Origin of the sequence: Actinopolymorpha sp. B9G3, assembly GCF_040120725.1 — a bacterium.
Taxonomy (GTDB): domain Bacteria; phylum Actinomycetota; class Actinomycetes; order Propionibacteriales; family Actinopolymorphaceae; genus Thermasporomyces.
In genome coordinates this window covers 21,614-41,781 of record NZ_JBEEAB010000007.1, presented here as the reverse complement: position 1 = coordinate 41,781, position 20,168 = coordinate 21,614, and the positions used below count along the sequence as shown (strand labels likewise).

Below are 20,168 nucleotides of genomic sequence, written 5' to 3'. Positions count from 1 at the left end.
CTCATCCCTTCACGCCCCGGAGGCGATGCTGGCCTTCAGGGCGCGCTGGAGGGCGAGGAGGAGTGCCAGGACGGGGACGGTGCACAGTGAGTTTCACGCGGTCAGGACAGTCAGGATGCCCACTGTCGCGATGGCGGACCGGACCGCGGCATCACCACGCGCCGGTGGGTGCCGGTCACCGGAACGACCCCACAGTCACACCTTCCACGAGATACTTCTGAGTGAACAGGAACACCGCGATGCTCGGGAGCAGCGCGAGAACGATGCCTGCGAGGACAATCGAGACGCTGCCCGTGCCGAAGTTGCCCTGTAACGTGACCAGGCCGAGCGGCAATGTGAAGTTGGACGAGTCCTGAAGGAAGATCAGCGGCCGGAAGAACTCGTTCCAGTACGCCGAGAAGTTCAAGACTGCCAAGGTCGCCATAGGGGCCAGAGCGAGCCGGGCGTAGATCTGTAGGAACACCCGGAATTGCCCGGCGCCGTCCACCCGCGCTGCCTCGCCCAGCTCGCGCGGCATCTGCAGGAAGTACTGGCGCATGAGAAACGTGCCGAAGGCCCCGCCGATCACGGGCAGCACCAGGGCTGCCCGTGAGTCGACCAGGCCCAGCCTGCTGATGATGATGTAGACGGGGATGATCGTGGTCTGGGCGGGCACCATGAGCGTGGCCAGGACCATCGCGAAGAGCGCGTTCCTTCCCCGGAACCTCACCATGGCGAACGCATATCCGCTCATCGTCGATGTGATGAGTTGGAGCACCACGATCAGGCCGGTCACGACAATGCTGTTGATGAAGAACGTCAGCAGCGGGACCGCCTCGAACACCGCGGAGTAGTTCGACCACACTGGATCCGTCGGCAGCCACGCCGGGGGCTGGTCGTAGGAGGTCGCCGGCGTGCGCAGCGAGGTGCTGATCGCCCAGATGATCGGGACGGCAACGAGCACGGCCGAGACGACAAGGACGAGCACACCGAGGATCCGGCCGGCGGAGCGCGCGGCAACGCGGGCACGCAGCCCGGACTCGATCCGAGTTCTAGAGGTCAACACAGTGCTGGTCATGAGTAGAACACCCACTTCCGCCCGGCCACGAACTGCAGCCAGGTGAGGATCATGAGTAGGACGAAGAGCACGACGGAGATCGCCGAGCCGTAGCCGAACTGCAGATTCTGAAACGCGGCCTGGTAGATGATGATCACTGTCGTCCTGGTCGCGTCGCCCGGCCCTCCCTTGGTCATGACCCACGGCTGGTCGAACAGCTGCAAGGCGTTGATCAGCCCGATTACGGCCGCAAAGAAGACGGTCGGGCTGATCAGGGGCAGCTTCACCGCGAAGAAGGTGCGAATCGGCCCCGCGCCGTCGATGGCCACGGCCTCGAGGACGTCCTTCGGCATCGTGGAGAGCGCGGCGATGAAGAGGATGAAGACGAAACCGAGTTGCTGCCAGACCGCGACCATGATGACGGTCGCTGTCGCGCCGGCTTCGGATCCCAGCCACGAGACACCGCTCAGCCCGACAAGGCCCAGGTAGTAGTTGACGACGCCGAACTTGTCGTTGAACAGGTAGGTGAACACAATCGAGATCGACGCCGCCGACACCAGCAGGGGCAGGAAGAAGGCGGTGCGGAACAGGCCCCTCAGGAACGTGGAGCGGAACCGCTGGACGAGCAGGGCGAGGCTGAGGCCGATGACCACCTGTGTCGCCACGATGATCGTCGCGAGCTTGATCGTCACCCAAAACGAGCGGAGGACGGCCTGATCGTGGAGGAGCCGGTCGTAGTTCTCCAGACCGACGAACGTCGGTGGCGAGATCGCGTCCCAGCTCATCAGGGACAGCAGCACCGACGCGACGATCGGCGCCAGGGTGAAGATGATGATCACGGCGAGTGCCGCCGCGATCATCGCGTACCCGAAGAGGGTCTCGCGCCCCTGGAGCTGCGGCCGGCCCGCCCACGGGCTCGGGTCTCTGCGGGCGGGCGGAGCCGGCGCCGGCGCTTCGGTGGTTGGGGTCGTCATGTCACTGAACCGCGGCCGCGGCGCCCTCGAGGTCGCGCTGCAGGTCGTCCAGGGCCGACTTGACGTTGCCCGAGGCAAGGGCCTGTGTCGTCCGGGAAACCAGGGCCGTGGCCATCTCGTTGTAGTACGGAGGGGCCGGGATCGGCGCCGTGTCGGGCAGGTCGGTCAGCGTGTCGTAGAAGACCGGCCAGTGCTTGGGCCCGGTAGTCGCATAGCGGTCGGCCGTCATCATCGACTTGCGTGCCGGGGTGGTGGAGTTGCCCGCGGTGAGGATGTTGATGCCGTCGACGCTCGCCATCGACTTCATCAGCTCCCAAGCGAGGTCCTTGTTCTTCGACGAGCGCAACATGCCGTATCCGCCGGTGCCGAACAGGTGGCGCTGGGTCTTCCACTTGGGGAAGAGTTGGACGTCGAAGTCATCGATGCCCATGCCCGCGTTGTGCAGGCCCCCGGCCCAGAAGCCGCCACCGATCGACATGCCGATCTTGTCGTTGGTGAACAGCCCCTGGAGCGTGCCGCCACCGCCGGCATCGGGCTGGGGCGCCAGCCCTTCGCGCTTGAGCTGGAGCATGTACTCGAGGGACTCCACGACGGCGTCGCTGTTGGCGGTAGGGGCGCCCCACTGCCAGCCGCCGCTACGCCCCTGGGCCGCGGGGTCATTGGCGTAGAACGTGTCCCAGAGCCAGTCGCCGCCGCTGTACTTGCCCTCGGTCAGCAGGTTGCCGCCGTTGGCGTACATAAAGGAGGTCCAGCTGCCCCAGAGGCGGACGACCCAGTTGAAGGCAACCGCGCCCGGAGCGGCGGTTGAAATCTTCTTCGCGATGCCATGGAATTCGTCTATGGTCCAGTCCGCTGCCGGGTAGTCGACGCCCGCCCGCTTCAGCAACGACGTGTTGAGGTACATGTTGCCGCAGTTGAAATCGGTCGGAAGCTCGTAGAGGCTTCCCTCGTACATCATCGCCTCGACAAGACTGGGGTGCACGTCGCTGAAGTAGGACTGGAGCTCACCCTTGTCGCGTTTGACGTACTCGTCGAGCGGCTCGGCCAGGTTCTTCGAGGCGAAGAGCTGGACTCCCTCGGTGGCCACGCTGACGATGTCCGGCGGGTTGCCGGCTGCGATCTGGGCCAGAAGCTTTGTGAAGAACTCGTTCCAGTCGGTGCCGGTCGTGCCGACGAACTTCACCGTCACGCCAGGGTTGGCCTTCCGGAACGGGTTCGCTGCCTTGCTGAGGCCGGCGGCCGACTTGGGGTCGCCGAAATAGGCGACAGTGAGCATCTTCGAGTCCTTACCCGAGCTCAGGCCGCAGCTCGTGAGAGCCGCCGTCGCCCCGAGGCCGAGAGCCCCTGCGAGAACATTGCGACGCGTGGGGCTCAAGCACGCAGAAGAATCCATGACAACTCCTTGGGACCGCGGTGGGGAGGTTTGTATCTTTGAGGCCAGCAAGAAAAGAGAGCGATGTGTGGCAATGAGCTCGAGCGATAGCGTGGCAAACTCTCTCGAGGGTGTTCTCGTTGATCTCGCCGTTGCCAGCTCAGCACCCGCGAGACAGTCGTCTTGCTGACAGCGGCACGCGTGGCCACGTCAGCGATGGGTGAACCTTCATGCACCTCCCTCCACGCTGCACGTGTTGCGCAGGCCGCCGCCGGTTGCGGCCATCACGGTCCAGGCATTGCCGGAACCGCTTGCCGGAGCCGGTTTCGAACCTAGTTCCGGCACGTACTAATTCGGGTTAGCAGCTGAAGCTAGCCGGTCCCTGATTCTCCCGTCAAGAAGTTGTTAGGAGGGAGTGTCCGCTGAACGCACGGGTGAGTCGGCGTGGTCGGCCCGGCTCGGGCCCGGGCGCCCGCCGGCCGGGGCCGCCGTGGAGTCGCGCATCAGGAGCGGGCAGTGCACCAGGGTGCGGCCGGTCTGAACAACAGGCCCACCAGCTGCCAGCTGCTCGGCCGCCAGGCGGCCCATCGAGTCGTACGGCAGCAGCACGGTACTCAGGGCCGGGCGGATCTCCGCCGCGAGCTGGAACTGATCGTCGTAGCCCATCACCGACACGTCCTCGGGCACCCGGATGCCCGACTCCAACAGACCCAGAAGCGCGCCGACGGCCATGCGGTCGTTGCCGCACATGATCGCGGTCGGACGGGGGCCGCGCCGCAGCAGTTTCCGCACCAGCTCGTAGCCGGAATCGGCGTGGTAGTTGCCGGACAGCACGGTGTGCTCGCGCGGATTGAGGCCCGCGCCGCGCAGTGCTTCGCGAAACCCGCGCAGCCGGGCTTTGGTGGCCCACATGCTGGCGGTACCGGTGAGGTAGGCGATGTCCCGGTGCTCGAGGTCGAGTAGCGCCTGGGTGGCCTCCCGCCCGCCGCGCGCCTCGTCGGGCAGGATCGCCGGCGCAGGGTCGTGCGGGGCGAAGCAGTTCAGCAGGATGGTCGGAACCCGGCGGGCGGCGTCCGGGAGCACCACCGACCTGGTGCCACTCGCGGCGAAGATCAGGGCGTCGACCTGCCTGTCGAGCAGGTCGACGATCAGTTGTGCCGCCTGACGGTTCGAGCCGCCGGTGTTCACCAGGAGCAGCAGGTTCCCCTGGCGCATCGACACTTCGTGCGCTCCCTTGATCGCAGAGGCGGCGAACACACCGAAGTCGACGTCGTGACTGACGAAGCCGATGGTCGCACTGCGTCCCTGGCGCAGCCCTTGCGCGGCCCTGTTGGGGCGGTAGTTGAGTTCGGCGACCGCTTGCAAGACCCGTTGTCGGGTCTCGTCGCTGATCGTCTGCCCGGCTGTCTGGTTGAGCACGAAGGAGACGGTCGCGGGCGAGACGCCGGCCAGCCGTGCGACATCGACCCGGCGCGGTCTACCCGCCTTCGGTCGGTGACGTTCTCCGATTGACACGCCGCAAGAGTACGAGACCCCGCCCCCAGCGCAGTTGGCAACCTGAGCGATGGTCACTCTCGGCGTCGTTGCCGGTGGGCGTAACCGACGAGGACTCTCGGGGGGCGTCTAATGTCGCGGATCCGCTGCGTCACGGCGGCTTCTTCGCTGGTGCGCTGACCTGGTGAGGGAAGTCGCGGCCCAGGCTCAGGTAGCCTACTCGCTAGTTCTATACGTTGAAGTCATGGACTGACCACCTCATGCTGACCCAGTACGCCGGCATCGCAGCGAACGTCATCGGTCGCCGCTTGTTCGACCTGACCAAGGGCTGGAACGGCAAGCCCGCCGCCGGCCAGCACATGTTCGTGGTCACCCACGAGCCGCCGACGGATTGGTGGTACGCCGGCACGGCGCCATTCTCTGGCCGAGTCTCGCCTGAGCGGCCGCGCGTTGGGTTGAACCTCGCGGGGCCAGGTAGCGACCAGGGCTGGGTCGGCTCCGGTTTCCAGGGCGGCGCGATGGCTGGCTCACGTCCCCCGCACAAGCGCCTTCATGGGTTCTTCCGCAAAGGAATCTCGGTGTGCCATCGACGGACCTTCGCCGGCGTCACTTCCCACCGCAATCCATGTCCGAGCTTGACTAACAAAATCTCGAAGTTCACGCATTTAAGGTGACCGCAAGAAGGTCGGCCGCTCCCGCCACCAATCAGCGAGGGCTTGTTGACGACACCACCATGGTGAGGGCGAAGGTGCCGTTGCTGTCCTCCATTTCCTGAGCGTTAACATTGAAACTTGATTGCGCGTCGATCACGATCGAGCCCTGAGAGCTGGATATGTACGCGAACCCGCCCCTAGTCGAACTTGTCGACATCTGGAAGAACTTCGGCGCGGTTCAGGCGCTACGAGGCGTCAGCTTGAACGTCAGGCCCGGCGAGACCCACGCACTCGTTGGTGACAACGGTGCTGGCAAGACGGTCCTGATGAAGATCTTGGCCGGTGTTTATCAGCCGGATGCCGGAACGATCGTTGTCGATGGTTCGGTGAGGCACTTCTCGTCGCCCCGTGAGTCTCGTCAACATGGGATCGAGATGATCTATCAGGACTTTGCGCTGGCCGACAACCTCGACGTTCGGTCCAACATCTTCCTCGGGCGGGAGGTGCGAAGGAGAACAATCGGCAAGCTTCTTCGCATTCTAGACCGCCCATACATGGACAAGGAGGCATGTCGGGTCCTGGCATCGCTCGACGTCGAACTGGATCCGCGCCTCAAGGTCAGCCACCTCTCTGGCGGTCAACGTCAAGTTGTCGCCATCGGGCGTGCGCTTGCCTTCAACGCCAGGCTCGTGATCATGGATGAGCCAACAGCGAACTTGGCCGTCGGAAAGGTCAAGAAGCTGTTCGAATTGACCAGACGGCTACACGATCTAGGAATTGCAGTGATCGTCGTGTCCCACAGGATAGACGAGACCTTATGTGTAGCTGATCGCCTCACCGTCCTTCGCCAAGGTCGAGTAATCGGGCGATTTCGATCGGGCCAGCTGTCCGAGGCACGAATCAGCCATCTCATCTCCAGCGGCCTGTCGGACCTCGGCGGGTGACGGTACGGCTTATGACCCGGACCGGCTTGCGCGAGTTCCTGGATTCGAGGCGCACCAGCCGCCCGGCCCGTCTGCGGCTGCGAATCAAGAACCTGGCCGGCGACTACGGCACCTTTGGACCGCTGTTCGTCCTGATCCTGGCGATCGCCGCCTTCTCGGTGGTGAACCCACGCTTTCTGTCGGCCTCGAACCTGTCGCTGGTGCTGGGTCAGGTGACGGTGATCGCGGTGTTGGCTCTCGGTCAGACCTTGATCATCCTGACCGCCGGTATCGATCTGTCGGTAGGTGGAATCGCGGTCTTTTCGTCGATCCTGATGGCGAATCTTGCCGTCGGGGCCGGGCTGCCGGGTGGGCTCGCACTGGTCGTCGGATTCGCCCTCGGCGCCGCCATGGGTGCGTTGAACGGTGCGCTGGTCACAAAGATAGGACTGCCGCCGTTCATCGTGACCCTGGGGACGCTGAGCATCTTCTTCTCCCTCAATTTCGTCGTGTCCGAAGGCGCGACGGTTCGGGGCGCCGACATGCCGCCGATCATGAGCTGGACCGGAATCACCTTCGCTGTCGGCGATTTCCGGATCACGTACGGCTCCATCATCATGCTGGCATTGTTCGCGTACTTTGCGTACGCCCTCGGTCAGACGTCCTGGGGCAAACACATCTATGCCTCTGGAGACAACGATGAGGCAGCGCGTTTGGTGGGGATTCGCACGGGTCGGGTGTTGTTCTCGGTCTACACCGTGGCAGGGCTGCTGTATGCCATCGGTGCGTGGATCCTGATTGGAAGGCTGGCCTCGGCGAGTCCGAACATCGGCGTCGAGTACGCCCTCGACTCGATCACCGCGGTTGTCCTGGGTGGCACCAGCCTTTTCGGTGGCCGTGGTGGTGTGCTCGGCACGTTGGTCGGTGCCTTGATCGTCGGTGTGTTTCGGAACGGACTGCAGATCTCCGGTGTCCAGGTGGTCTGGCAGGGCTTCGCGATCGGCCTCATGGTGCTCGTCGGTGTCGCCGTCGACCAGTGGATCAGGAAGGTGAGGGCGTAGTGACCTGTCAGCCCCAGCAGTTTTGCTTGCCCCAGGCCGAGCCCTTAGACGTAAGGCCGTCCTGAGGCTCGTCGGTGATGAGTTTGGTGCCGGTGTTGACGAAGGCCTTGCGCTCGGTCACAGCCGGCTTGGTGCCGTTCTTGGCGAACTCGGCGAGCGCCTCCACACCGAGTGTGGCCATCTTCAGTGGGAACTGCATGGAGGTGGCGCCGATGATGCCCGCCTCGACGTTGTCCACGCCAGGACAGCCGCCATCGACGGAGACGATGGTGACGTCCTTCTCCCTGTCCGCGGCCTTGAGCGCTTGGTACGCACCAGCGGCGGCCGGCTCGTTGATCGTGTAGACAAGGTTGATCGAGGGATCCTTCTGTAGCAGGTTCTCCATCGCCGTGCGGCCGCCTTCCTCCGCGCCGTCAGTGACGTCGTGCCCGACAATCCTCGGGTCGTCCTCGTCACCGATCCTGGTCTTGTCCTCGACATCGATTCCGAATCCCTCCAGAAATCCCTGGTCGCGCTGGACGTCAACGGAGACCTGATTGGGATTGAGGTCCAGCATGGCAATCCTCGCCTGCCTGCCCTCATTGTCGAACTTCGCCCTCGCCCATTGACCAATGAGCGAGCCGGCCTTGTAGTTGTCGGTCGCGAACGTTGCGTCAACGGCGTCGGCTGGGTCTGTCGGAGTGTCGAGGGCGATGACGAGCAGGCCCTGCTGGCGAGCCCTGTCGATGGCCGGAACGATCGCCTTGGAGTCGTTCGGCGTGATCAGAAATCCCTTGGCACCGGCCGAGATGAGGTTCTCGATCGCCTGAACCTGGCTCTCGTTGTCGCCATCCTGGCGGCCGGCGAATGTCTGCAGGGTGACTCCCTGCTCCCGTGCAGCCCTCTGAGCGCCCTGCTTCATCTGGACGAAGAACGGATTGGTGTCGGTCTTGGTGATCAGGCCGATGATGACCTCGTCGTCCGAGCCGCGTCCGTCATTGGCGCCACAAGCCCCCAGGGTCAAAATGGTCGAGAACGCCAGGATGGCGGAAACCACCAGCGCCGCGATTGTCGCGCCTCGCCACCGCTTCCTGTCCTTACCGTTGCGTGTTCGGCGCATCAGACCCCCCGCGCATCTCACCTTGGCTTCGACGACTGACCCGCCACAGGTGATAAGGGCGCCATGCAGGTATCGACGACGTCCTCACGCTTCACTATCGCACGCCACATCCAACGACCCTTCCACTACTGGCACCAGATAGGACGATAGTCATTGAGCTATCCGGAAAGTGCCCAGTCCTCGCAAACTCTGCAGGCGATCTTCATCCAACGCGAATCGGCGGGTGGCGGTACGAAATCAGACTCGATGGACACCGGGGATTATAGAATTCGCGACCGTAACGAGATCCGAATAACATGGATGAAGCCCATCGCATCCGCGGGCGGAGGGGTCCGGCAACCTTCTCGCGCTCTCAGCCGAGGGCGGCGAGGCCACGCTCGATCGCCTCGATGAGCCGGGGGCGCAGCTCGTTCGCCCCGATCACCGCGTCGACCGAGCCGACGTCCACGGCCCGCTGGATGCTGTGCACCCGGTCGAATCCCGCCGCGACCTCGCCGAGTTTCTCTGCCCGGACCGCCGTACGCACCTCGACCAGCTCGGTGGCCAGCGCGGCCCGCTCCGCCCCGCTCGCCTCGGCCACCCGCTTGGCCAGCGTCGAAACGCGGGGGTCGGCCGACGTACGTGCGTCCACCTCACCGGCGAACACCACCGCGGCCGCCGGCGCACCGCCGATCACGGACGCGAACGAACCCTCCACCGCCAGAACCGTGATGCGTGCGTTCAGCGCCTTGGAGAAGACCACGAACGCCCCACCGTGGTAGCGCGACACCACGCAGAACACGATCGGGCCGTCGAAGTTGACGATCGCGCGGCCGATCTCCGCGCCGTACTCGAGCTGAAGGTTCCGCATGGAGTCCGGTGAGCCGTCGAAGCCGGACAGGTTCGCCAGCACGACCAGCGGCCGGTTTCCGCTCGCCGCGTTGATCGCTCTGGCCACCTTCTTCGACGAGCGCGGGAACAGCGTGCCCGAGGTGTAGGTGTCCGGGCCGTCGGTGGGTGGGAAACCCCGGCGCGGTACGGATTTGGACTCGATTCCGAGCAGACAGACCGGGTATCCGCCGAGTCTCGCGTCCTGGACGACGGCGGTGTCCGCGTCGGCCATCCCGGCCCAGCGCTCCAGCACCGGGTGGTCCTGGTCGGTCACGGACCGCATCATCGTGCGGATGTCGAAGGGCTTCTTGCGATCCGGGTTCGTCGCGGCGGAGAAGATGTCGCCGACCGTGTGGAAATCACTGCCCGGTGCGTTGTGCGGGTAGGTCGTGACGTCCCGGTCGAGCGGATCGGTCGTCTCTGCCCGCCGCGGCCCGGACTCACCCGGGACGACGTACGTGTGGTCGTAGTGCGCCATCAGCACGTCCCGGGCACTCTTCAGGTCCGGGGCCCAGTACTGCGCCTGCCCGTTCGGGCCCATCACCCTGTCGTAGCCCCCGATGCCGAAGTTGTCCTCGGCGGAGACGCCGCCGGAGAAGTCCAACGACTGCTTGCCGGTGAGCACCATCGCGCTGTCCGGCGTCATCACCAGGATGCCCTTGGTGTGCATCAACATCGTCGCCTCGGCGTTCCAGTACGGCTGCGCGCCGACGTTGATGCCGGCGACGACGACGTTGATCTCGCCTCCTGCCTGGGTGAACTCGACGATCCGTTTCAGCGCCCTGGCGATCCAGTCCATGTTCTCGGTGCCGGAGTCCATCGAGATCCGGGCGCCGGCGGACAGCGCGAACCAGTCGACCGGCACACGCATCCGTTCGGCCAGGTCGAGTGCCGCGATGATCCGCGAGCACTCCGCCTCCGCCACCGCGCCGAGCGCCTTCGTCGGGTCGCCGCTCAGCACCACGCGGGTGATGCCCTCCGGGTAGCGCAGGGTCGGCGTACTGACCACTCCGGCGATCAGCCCCGCCTTGTTGAGACCGCGCGGCCGGTCGACTGGTACGAGCGTTCCAGCGTCGTCCAGGTCGTACTCGATGACCGAGCCGCCAGGACCGGCGATCATGTCGGTCAGCTCGTACGGATAGACCATGTTGCGGCGACGCGAGCGCAGCACCTTCTGGGCGTAGTCGTCGAGCGGCTTGAGCGGCTCGGTCGCGGGTTCCTCGACAGAGGTGACAACGCCGGCACCCGGCTGGTAGGAGAACCGTGCGACGACCGGCGCCGCGGCACCGTCCGGCGCCCTGACCCGTCCCTCTGCCCGCACTTCCTCGATGCCAGCACCGGCGGTGAGCGGCGTGATGTTGGCCTGCAGAGCGGTCAGTTCGTCGACCTGGGCGTCGACGATCGGCCAGATGTGCACCCAGACGTGGTTCATGTCCAGGCGTGCGCCGGCCGTACCGCGCGCGCTGCGCGCCCGGCGAATCCCCTCCAGACAGTTCGCGATCGCCCGCTCCACGTGCGGTAGGGAGGTCACCTGGCCGTCGTCGTCCCGGACGACGGCGAACTGGCGAACCTGGGCGAGCGCGACCAGCCGCTGGTCGGCGTCGTTCTCCCGCGCCACGCAGTGGTAGAGCAGCACGTCCTCGGGTGCGTCCAGCCGGGTGATCCGGAAGTCGCGGAGTCGCCACAGGTTCAGCCGCCGCCCCACCATGGGGTGGACGCCACGGATGTTGTCGTCTTCGGCGACCGAGGTGCCGGCCGGCCGGTAGGTGAAGTACTCCACCGGCTGGTGGCCGCTCCGTGCGATGGCGAGGGTGACCCGGCGCACCCGCCGGGCGACCGGCAAAGCGGCGACGAGGCCGCGGAACACCTCCGAGGCGTCCTGCGGCCCCTCCGGAGTGTCCGGCCCGAAGAGGTACAGGTCGGCCACCGCCTCGTGCCCGGGCGGTCGGGCCGCGATCTGCGCGGTGAGGGCGCGGACCAGGCCGCTGTCCGGATCGGCGAGCTCGTCGATCGTGCCGACCGTGCTGACCAGGTGGGTCGGCCTGTCATCGACCGAGTAGTCGGCCGTCGCGAAGGGTCGTCCATCGACGGCGGACTCGCCCAGGTCGTGCAACTCGTACTCGCGGTAGTGACGGCGGATCAGCACCTCGAGCATCGGCTCGCGCTCGGTGCTCATGGACGCATTCCCCACCCCAGTCGGCTCCTCGCTCGTCCCTCGCTCGCTCGCCGAGCCGCTCGGACTCCAGCCCCGCTCCAGCCGTTGCGCCAGGAACCGGGCGATCTGCTCCGGGATGGCAGCGAGCGCCTCGATCCGCTGCCGGCGGTCCGGCGCATCCGGATTCGCCGCGAGCGACGCGACCTCGGTGCCGACGCCGGCCAGCACCTCGGCCCTCGCCTCGTCCACCAACGGCTGGTCGAACCAGCGGAAGCGAACGCTGCGGGCCAGGTCGCCGACGACGGGGAAGCGCAGCTGGGTGGCGAGCACCAGACGGTCCAGCACGTCGTGCACCGCCTCGTCCAGCGGCGCGGCTGGCCGAGGTTCGGCGATCCAGCACTGCAGCAACGCGGTGACCAACAGCACGTCCGGGATCGACCGCTGCTGCGCGAGGAAGATGCGGAACACCGCCTCCTCCAACTCGGCGCTGCGTTCCAGATCGGAGACGCCGTAGTGGCCGAGCACCCGGGCGAGTCGGATACGGAACTCCTCCGGCAGGCCGCCGCGCTCGGGATCAAGGCTCTGCAGGTAGGTGTGGAAATGCTCGCGAGGACTGTGCACCCGGTTCTCGGTGTTGATCTCCTCACCTGCGGGTCGGTTGCGGCTCAGCTCGGCGAAGTCGGAGAACACCTGCAGCAGCTCGATCTCCGCCGGCACCGGAGCCCCACCCGCGGCCGCCAACTCGGCCCGGGCCTCCAGGTAGCCGGACAGCATCTCGCCCTCGTCCCGAGGGTCGATGTCGAAACCGAGCAACATGCTGCGCAGATCGTCCAGACCGCGCTCGGCCCGCTCCGACGCGGACTGGTCCCGAGCGCCGTCCGGCAGGTCGACCCCGACCCCGCTGTCCGCCGTGGCGTCGGCCTCCTCGCTCCCCTCGGCGACCGGCTCCAGGCGCACCAGCGGGGCGCTGGTCTCCACCTGACTGCCGGTGGAGACCAACAGCTCGCGCACCGTGGCCTTGAACGGCGCATACAGCACCGTCTCCATCTTCATGCTCTCCAGCACGAGCACCGGCGCACCGGCGTCCACCACGCTGCCCGGTTGCACGGGCGTCGCGACCACCAGGGCCGGCGCGGGCGAGCGCATGACCCCACCCTCGTCACGACTCACCCGGTGGGTGACGCCGTCCACCTCGACCAGGTGCACCGGACCGTGCGTGGCGGTGACCAGCCGGAAGCGCTGGCCGCCGATGACCAGCTGACCGGTGTAGCTGCCCAGCCGCTCCAGCTCGCCGTAGACCACACGCAGGTCGTCACCGCTTCCGACGCCGACCCTGTACCGGCCAGGGCCGATCCGCGCGACCGTCACCCGGTACCGGACCCCGCGCAGTTTGAGGTCGATCGCCCGGCCCACCTGGTGCTGCACCTGCGGCCTGCCACCGTGCGCGGTCTCCAGCAGCCGAAGCCGCTCGACCCGCTCGGCGTCCTCGTACCCCTCGATCGCTGCCGCAACCAGCGCGACGCCGGAGTGCCGGTGCGAGACGAGTCGACCCTCACGACGGACCCGGTCGATCCAGCCGGTGTCCGCGCTGGCGTCGATCACCTCAGGTTGGTCCAGCAGTTCGAGGAGGAAGCTCTTGTTGGTGACGCCGCCCTCGATGATCACCGTGGTCGCCGCGACCGCCCGTCGCATCCGGGCGAACGACTCCTCCCGGGTCCGGCCGTACGTGATGATCTTCGCGATCATCGGGTCGAAGTCGGCCGGGATGGTGTCGCCCTCACTGACGCCGGTGTCGACCCGCACACCGGGCCCGGCCGGCAGGTCGAGCAGCACGATCCGGCCAGGCGACGGGGCGAAGTCGCGATCCGGGTCTTCCGCATACAGCCGGGCCTCGACGGCGTGCCCGGTCTCGGTCGGCCTGTCGCCTTCCAGCCGGCCGCCGGCGGCTATGCGCAGCTGCGCCTTCACCAGGTCGAGGTCGATGGTCATCTCGGTGATCGGGTGCTCCACCTGCAGCCGGGTGTTCACCTCGAGGAAGGCGAAGGCCCTGTCGCCCGGGTGGTACAAGAACTCGACTGTTCCGGCGCCGCAGTAGCCGACCGCCAGCGCGAGCCGCTCGGCCGAGGTCTTGAGCTCCTCGATCTGCGCCGCGGACAGCAAGGGGCAGGCGGACTCCTCGATCACCTTCTGGTTCCTGCGCTGCACCGAGCAGTCCCGCACACCGACCGCCCAGGCGCTGCCCTGACCGTCGCCGAGCACCTGCACCTCCACGTGGCGGGCACCGGTCACCAGCCGCTCGAGATACACCACGCCGCTGCCGAAGGCGCGCGTCGCCTCGTCACGGGTGCGGTCGTAGAACTCCTTGAGCTCGTCGGCCGATGTGATCAGGCGGATGCCACGGCCACCGCCGCCCGCGGCCGCCTTGAGCATCACGGGGTAGCCGATCTTCTCGGCCGCCGCGAGCGCGGCGTCCAGCGACTCGACCGGGCCTCCGCTCCACTGTGCGACCGATACCCCGGCCTCCTCCGCGAGGAGCTTGGAGCCGATCTTGTCGCCCAGCTTCCTCATCGCCTCCGGCGACGGCCCGATGAACGTCACGTCGAGCCGGTCGCACAGTTCAGCGAACGCCGGATCCTCGGCGACGAAGCCCCAACCGACCCATGCGGCGTCCGCCTTCGTCTCGCGCAGCGCGCGTTCGAGCACCGCGTGGTCGAGGTACGGTCGCGCCGAGGCGGGCCCCAGCGAGTAGGCGAGGTCGGCCTCCCGCACGAATGTCGCCCTCCGCTCGCCGTCGGTGTGGAGGGCGACCGTCTCGATCGGCCCGCCGCCCTCGGCGTTGAGCTCTCGGACGGCGTTGATCAGCCGCATTGCGGCCTCGCCCCGATTCACCACTGCGATACGCCTGAACACCCGACCGGCCTCCTGACTCCACCGAGCACGCCGCGGCGCCGGATCGCCGCCACCACGGGCACAGGCTTTCAGCCCGCGAGCATTACCGTCGAGTCAACCCCCCGGTCGCGGCCACGATGATCATGGAGATCTGGCGGAGCGGAGACGTTCGGCCGTGATGCAGGCCCGGGCCAGGCCGGCCCGGATGTCGGGGCCCTGAAAGCCGCATTTCACGACATAGAGCTGAACGACGTTCACGAATGCGATGCCGACGATATAGACCATCGTGTCCCGGGCGGCGCCCACGACGAGCAGCCCGGCGATGATCCAGAGTGTCAGCGCGTAGAACGTGTTGCCCGGAATCCACGAGGCGTACGTAGCGATGCCCGACACCCGTCGCGGCACGGTGGAGAGCCCGTGCTCTCGGCCCCGGGACAGGGCGGTCCGCGCGAACTGTGAGCTGGCCCAGTTCGCGAGCGTCACGAGGGACATCGCGGCCGCGACGAAGAGCGGCCACCACCGTGGCTGGACGAGGAACGGCGGCAGGATCGTCACGAGCGGAAGGACCGTCCAGCTGCGCATCGCCAACTCCGCAAGGATCGCCTGGACCGTCAGCGAACCCGACCGCCACCCGGTCACCAGCGGGGTGACTCCCGCGAACAGGCTCTGGTAGTACTTCACGCCCACCAGCGTGAAGCTGAGCCCGAGCACCCCGAGCCAGACGCTTCCCACGCCCCGCGGTAGCGCGTAGTCGTCGGCGCGCAGCTGGTCGAGCAGTGGAAGCTCGTCCGAGGAGGTGCCGAGCAGCTTCTGCAGCACGACGATGATCTGGTTGTCCCAGTCCAGTCCGGTGCCACGCAGCGTCCACATGAGGACGACCGCCGACGTGATCGCGCAACATGCCGCCGACATCGTCGACCAGCCGAGCAGCCAGCGCACCCGCATGTTGCGGGTCGGGTCGCGGTAGAGGCTCTGCCGCCGCCGAACCAGCCAGAGCCGGCGCTGCCGGCTGAGCGCACCCGACAGCGGCTGGAACACGCCCGCGATCTCGTGCCACCACAGGGAGTTCCGGGCCCCGCCCTGTTCGGCACGTTCGGCCCAGACCGCCTCGAGTTCCTCACCGAAGTAGTCGCGCAGGTCGTCATAGATCGACGTCGACTCCTCGCCACGTGTGCCGAAGATGAGCAGCCGCCGCCCGGGATCGCGGTCGGTGAGGTCCTCGATGAACCGGGCGATCAAGGGTGCCTCGGCGTAGAAGATCCCGGGAACAGTTCCGTCGAGCTCGAGCCGGCCAGCCCCCAACAGGATCAGCAGCTGGCCGAACGAGAAAAGGTCGGACGGGAGGTAGCCGGCGGCATCGGCCTTGCCGTCGGCCGCACCGGACCGGATCTCGGGCGCCACGTACGCCGCGTCCACGCCGACGTGCCCCGGCATGTTGTGCAGGTAGAGGTAGTTGACCCCGAGGTCGATCAGCTTGAGAGTTTCCCGGTCCTCGTTCGGGTCGGGCACAACGATGATGTTCGAGGGCGAGAGGTCGCAGTGGTGCAGGCCGCAGCGTTCGAGCTCTGCCAGGGCGAGAAACAACTCCTGCCCGAACCTCTCGACGAGGTCCAGTCGCAGACGTGGATGCACCGGTGCCGCCCCATCGCCGGTCGCATCGGTGGGAAAGAACGCATCGAGCACGCCCGGCCGGCGCTGCTCGGCCTCGGCTTCGAGGCGCTCGGCGAGCGTCTGGCCTGGTACGAAGTCCATCAGGATCCAGCTCGTCGTACTCGCCCAGACCCACACCAGGTGGTCCACCTCGGTGTTCGGCAACGCGTAGGTCTCGGCGTAGGCCTCCGTCGCGCGGCCAAGCGTGGGAATCCTCAGGAAGGGATGGATGATGCACTTGAGGGCGAAGGGCCTCAGCTGTCCATGGGCACGGCGAACTGGTGTCCCGGTGAGGATGAACGACGTCGTGCCATGCCGGTGGAACGCGAGCGTGGAGAAGTCGAGGTTCTCCCATTCGCGGTCTGCTGCCTGGTCCGACCCCTCAGCGGGCGCGTAGAGCGTCCGCAGCGCCTCCCGCACCGCCGGCTCGCATACGAGGGCACGACAGATGCGGTCGCAGTCGTGGGCCGGGGTCCCATGCAGACGTTCGCTCATGTCATGGTCGAGGGACCGGCGTTGCTCGGAATGCCGCAGCGACACCAGCGTGAGGAGGAGGACACCCAGATAGCCGGAGAGGCTTCCCGCCGCGGACTCGTCCGGCGCCGGCTCTTCCTCCGCACTGTGCGCCAGGCACCACGCTTCGAGATCCGCGATCGCGGTGTCCCAGGACGACTCGTACTGTGCCGCGAACGTTCCGCTGTCCATGGGCAGGTCGCGCAGGAGTGTGCGCCAGTGGTCGACGGTCCACTCCGTCAACGGATGGCCTTGCTGGAGTTTCCCGCCGGGCGACGCGACGGCCTCCACCGCCGCCAGCACAGTCCGGACGTCGGGGGTCATGAGCGCTCCCCGCGGTTGACCCGCGTGAACCTCGGCACCGTCCGGAAAGCCCCCGCACGCAGGGCGTCCACGTCGCCGTGGTCGAGAACGCAGTGTGCCAGTTCGTACGCTGATCGCGCGGCGAGAATGAGTCGACCCGGATCCTGCTCCAGCGGCCGGATCGGCAGCGCGTCGGGGAGGGGCGCGATGTCCAGGATGTGCGGCGGACCATTCGCCGTGCGGCTCGCCACCGACAGCCGGGCACGGTCGCGCTGGTAGCCCCGGATGGCGAGGTGGTACGCCTTGCTCAGTCCGGGCCGGATCCTGTCCAGGTGCCAGCCACTCACGAGCTGGACGAGCGAGGGGGTCACCCGTCCAGGGCCGAGCGGGCGGGTGCTGAGGGACAGGATGTGCGTACAGCCGTCGTCCTCGGCCAGCCGGACCGGATGGGTGGTGAGGATGGCACCGTCGATCGCCCGCTGGCCGTGGAACTCGGCCGTCCCGCGCACGGCGACCGGCAGCCACGCACTGGCCCGCAGCGCGAGCCGCAGGTCTTCTGCCGAGCTGAACGACGAGACGGTGTGGGTCCGGATCTCGTCCACGAGCGAGATCGCCACGTGCAAAGGGATCTCGGAGCGCAGGACCGCATCGGCGTCGAGCGGGCGGAGCTTCCCGACCACCTCGTCGAAGGCGTAGTCGAGGTCGACGATGTTGCCGGAGAACCCGCGCCGCAGGTCGATGAAGTGGCCGGTGGTCAGGTCGTCCCAGTAGATCGGGAGCTGCCGCCAGCTGTCGCCGGCGTAGGAGTACGCACCGTTCAGTGCACCCGAGGACGAACCGTAGATCGCGTCGAAGGTGTCGTGCAGGCCGAGGTCGTCGAGCGCGGTCAGCATCGCGCCGGAGATGACACCGCGCATGCCGCCGCCCTGGATCGCCAGGCCGACCTTGTGCGGGTCCTCCCGGCGGCCCGGGCGGTCCTTGCGCGACCGGCGTGCGTCGAGGACCCGCAGCACGGGATGGTCAGGCGTCCAGTACTTCCCACCCATGGTGTCGGTCCCCCCGCTTGGGCGAAGATCATCATCGATAGGCGGAAGCTTGCAGGTCGAAGAGCTCTGCGTACAACCCCTTGCGGCTGATCAGCTCGCCGTGGTCGCCGATTTCTTCGACGCGCCCGTCGGCGAGCACGATGATGACGTCGGCCATGGTCACGGTCGAGAACCGGTGGGTGACCAGTACCGTGATCCCGCCCGCGTCGCCGGTGTCGGCCGCCGCCTCGGCGAACGACTGGAAAAGTTCGTGCTCTGCCTGGGCGTCCAGAGCGGCCGTCGGCTCGTCGAGCACCAGCAGCAGCGGATGCGCACGCATCATCGACCGGGCCAGCGCGATCCGCTGCCACTGCCCCCCCGACAGGTCGGTGCCGCCCTCCCAGTCCGCGCCGAGCTGGGTCTCCAGGCCCTTCGGCAGGCCGGTGACGATCTGGTCCGCCCTCGCGCGCTGGGCGGCGGAGAGGACCTGCGCCTCGTTGTCGATGTCCTCGACCTTGCCCATGCCGATCGACTCGCGGGCCAGGAACTCGAAGCGGCAGTAGTCCTGGAACGCGCCCGACGCCTGACTCCGCCACTCCCCCACGTCGATGGTGGCCAGGTCGGTCTCGTCGACGAGAATCCGGCCCGACGTGGGCGCGTAGTAGCCCAACAGCAGCTTCACCAGTGAGCTCTTGCCGGCGCCGTTCTCGCCGACCAATGCCACGACGGCGCCGGAAGGCAGCTCCAGCGACACGTCGTGGAGGACCGGCCTCTCGGTGCCCGGATAGCGGAACGACAGGTCTTCGAGCCGAATGGCCTTGGCGATCCGGACCGGAGCGGGGTGGGGGTCGTCGCTCGCGCGGGCGCGGAGTTCGTTTCGTTCGTACGCCGTGAGCCAGTCCATCCGCGCGGCGACGATGAAGATGCCGGCGAGGAACTTCGTTCCGTCCACCAGCCCGGAGATGAAGCCGTGCGCCTGCCCGGCCAGGACCACCGTGAGCGCCACGTCTCCTGCACTCAGCTCGCCGCTGGTCGCCCGGCCGATCACCAGCAGGACCGCCCCGAAGTACCCGACCGCGAAGAGGAGGTTGCCGGCAGCCCCCAGCAGGGCCGAGCGGAGGTACGCCGATCCCTGGATCCGGTCGGCCGACGCGACGAGCCGGCGGTGCCGGTCACGCCACTCCTCGGCGAGCCCGAACAGCCGGGTCTCGCGGGCGACCGGCAACTGCGCCGCCATGCCGACGATCCGGTGGGCCATGCGTTCGGACTCGGCGGACTCCTCCGAGGCGTTCTTCGTGAGCTTGTTGGACATCCCGGCAGCGACGAACGACGGCACCGCGAACAGCGGCAGCAGCAACAGCAGGGGCGTCTGGGCGGCAAGCAGCGCGCACACGACGACGACCTGGCAGACCTGGGCGAACATGTTCAGCGCGGCGAGCAAGCCGGAGCCGAGCTCGCCCGCGTTGTCGCGAAGCTGCTGCACCTCATCGAGGTGGTCCGGGCGTTCGTAGTGTTCGACGCCTGGCAACCGGACCAGCATCTCCGCGAGCCGGCGCTGGACCAGGGCGTTGACCTTCTTGTCGATGGTGTAGCTGAGGTACACCTCGAGCTTCAGGGAACCCGCGGCGGCCAGCACGGCGAAGCCGGCGAACACGGCAGCCCACACCACCATGGCCGTCTGCCCGCGCAGCGCGGCGTCCACGAGCAGCTTCGTCGCGACCGCGCCCGCGGCCGGCGAGAGGTAGTAGGTGGGCATCGCCAGACACAGCAGGAACGCACCCACCGGATCCGCTCGGAACGACAACGACACCATCAGCCACAGCGCGCGCAGCGTGAACGGACGCCTGTCCCGCGAGCCGGTCATCCGGCGAACCTCTCCGCTTGGAGGTGGAACAGCTCGGCGTACCTTCCGCCGGCGGCAACCAGGTCGTCATGCGTACCGTCCTCGATCAGCCGGCCGGCATCCAGGACACAGATCCGGTCGGCCCGGCGGACGGTCGAGAAGCGGTGCGAGATCACCACCGTGGTCACCTCGTGCGGGTCGTCATCAGGTCGCTGTTCTTTCGGGGCGATCTCCTGGAGCTCGAGCCGACCCTGGTCATCCAGGGGACCCACGCGCTGGAACCCCCGCAGGATGCGCTCATTGAGGTC

General features: G+C 67.2%; 13 protein-coding genes. 3 read left to right on the top strand and 10 right to left on the bottom strand.

The genetic code is table 11. From position 1 onward, the window contains the following. Positions 1-175: 175 nt before the first annotated feature. The 5 genes from ABNF93_RS14395 to ABNF93_RS14380 all read right to left on the bottom strand — a co-directional run bounded on the left by ABNF93_RS14395 (position 176) and on the right by ABNF93_RS14380 (position 4,897). The gene (locus tag ABNF93_RS14395) at positions 176-1,057 is read right to left on the bottom strand and encodes a carbohydrate ABC transporter permease (protein ID WP_349328514.1); all 882 of its coding nucleotides are present in this window, start codon (positions 1,055-1,057) and stop codon (positions 176-178) included. Continuing rightward, a complete protein-coding gene (locus ABNF93_RS14390; protein WP_349328513.1) occupies positions 1,054-2,010 on the bottom strand; it encodes a carbohydrate ABC transporter permease in 957 nt (318 codons plus the stop codon). Before ABNF93_RS14390 ends, ABNF93_RS14395 begins: the two co-directional genes overlap by 4 nt. Before the next feature lies 1 nt (position 2,011). Next, positions 2,012-3,286: an ABC transporter substrate-binding protein gene (locus ABNF93_RS14385; RefSeq protein ID WP_349328512.1), complete on the bottom strand. Its 1,275-nt coding sequence runs from the start codon at positions 3,284-3,286 to the stop codon at positions 2,012-2,014. Between the two features lie 95 nt (positions 3,287-3,381). Further along, the gene (locus tag ABNF93_RS34925) at positions 3,382-3,618 is read right to left on the bottom strand and encodes a LacI family DNA-binding transcriptional regulator (RefSeq protein WP_502877584.1); all 237 of its coding nucleotides are present in this window, start codon (positions 3,616-3,618) and stop codon (positions 3,382-3,384) included. Between the two features lie 169 nt (positions 3,619-3,787). Next, positions 3,788-4,897 carry a LacI family DNA-binding transcriptional regulator gene (locus ABNF93_RS14380; protein WP_349328511.1) on the bottom strand — a complete coding sequence of 370 codons (1,110 nt, stop codon included), beginning with the start codon at positions 4,895-4,897 and terminating at the stop codon, positions 3,788-3,790. A 239-nt stretch (positions 4,898-5,136) separates the two neighbouring features. Between ABNF93_RS14380 and ABNF93_RS14375 the strand changes: the two genes are divergently transcribed. From ABNF93_RS14375 to ABNF93_RS14365, 3 genes are all read left to right on the top strand, one after another. Then, complete coding sequence (locus ABNF93_RS14375; protein WP_349328510.1) at positions 5,137-5,550, top strand: hypothetical protein; 414 nt, start codon at positions 5,137-5,139, stop codon at positions 5,548-5,550. Positions 5,551-5,708: 158 nt separating this feature from the next. Continuing rightward, positions 5,709-6,473: an ATP-binding cassette domain-containing protein gene (locus ABNF93_RS14370; RefSeq protein ID WP_349328509.1), complete on the top strand. Its 765-nt coding sequence runs from the start codon at positions 5,709-5,711 to the stop codon at positions 6,471-6,473. 11 nt (positions 6,474-6,484) lie between these two features. Beyond that, positions 6,485-7,513 carry an ABC transporter permease gene (locus ABNF93_RS14365; RefSeq protein WP_349328508.1) on the top strand — a complete coding sequence of 343 codons (1,029 nt, stop codon included), beginning with the start codon at positions 6,485-6,487 and terminating at the stop codon, positions 7,511-7,513. 7 nt (positions 7,514-7,520) lie between these two features. Here ABNF93_RS14365 and ABNF93_RS14360 read toward each other — a convergent pair whose 3' ends face one another. From ABNF93_RS14360 to ABNF93_RS14340, 5 genes are all read right to left on the bottom strand, one after another. Beyond that, the gene (locus tag ABNF93_RS14360; protein ID WP_349328507.1) at positions 7,521-8,612 is read right to left on the bottom strand and encodes a sugar ABC transporter substrate-binding protein; all 1,092 of its coding nucleotides are present in this window, start codon (positions 8,610-8,612) and stop codon (positions 7,521-7,523) included. Positions 8,613-8,964: 352 nt separating this feature from the next. Further along, a complete protein-coding gene (locus ABNF93_RS14355) occupies positions 8,965-14,547 on the bottom strand; it encodes an ATP-binding protein (protein WP_349328506.1) in 5,583 nt (1,860 codons plus the stop codon). A gap of 120 nt (positions 14,548-14,667) precedes the next feature. Beyond that, positions 14,668-17,013, bottom strand: a complete 2,346-nt coding sequence (locus ABNF93_RS14350) for a protein kinase family protein (protein WP_349328505.1) — start codon at positions 17,011-17,013, stop codon at positions 14,668-14,670. After that, complete coding sequence (locus tag ABNF93_RS14345) at positions 17,010-18,038, bottom strand: patatin-like phospholipase family protein (RefSeq protein ID WP_349328504.1); 1,029 nt, start codon at positions 18,036-18,038, stop codon at positions 17,010-17,012. Before ABNF93_RS14345 ends, ABNF93_RS14350 begins: the two co-directional genes overlap by 4 nt. Before the next feature lie 31 nt (positions 18,039-18,069). After that, positions 18,070-19,881: an ABC transporter ATP-binding protein gene (locus ABNF93_RS14340; protein ID WP_349328503.1), complete on the bottom strand. Its 1,812-nt coding sequence runs from the start codon at positions 19,879-19,881 to the stop codon at positions 18,070-18,072. Positions 19,882-20,168 lie beyond the last annotated feature (287 nt).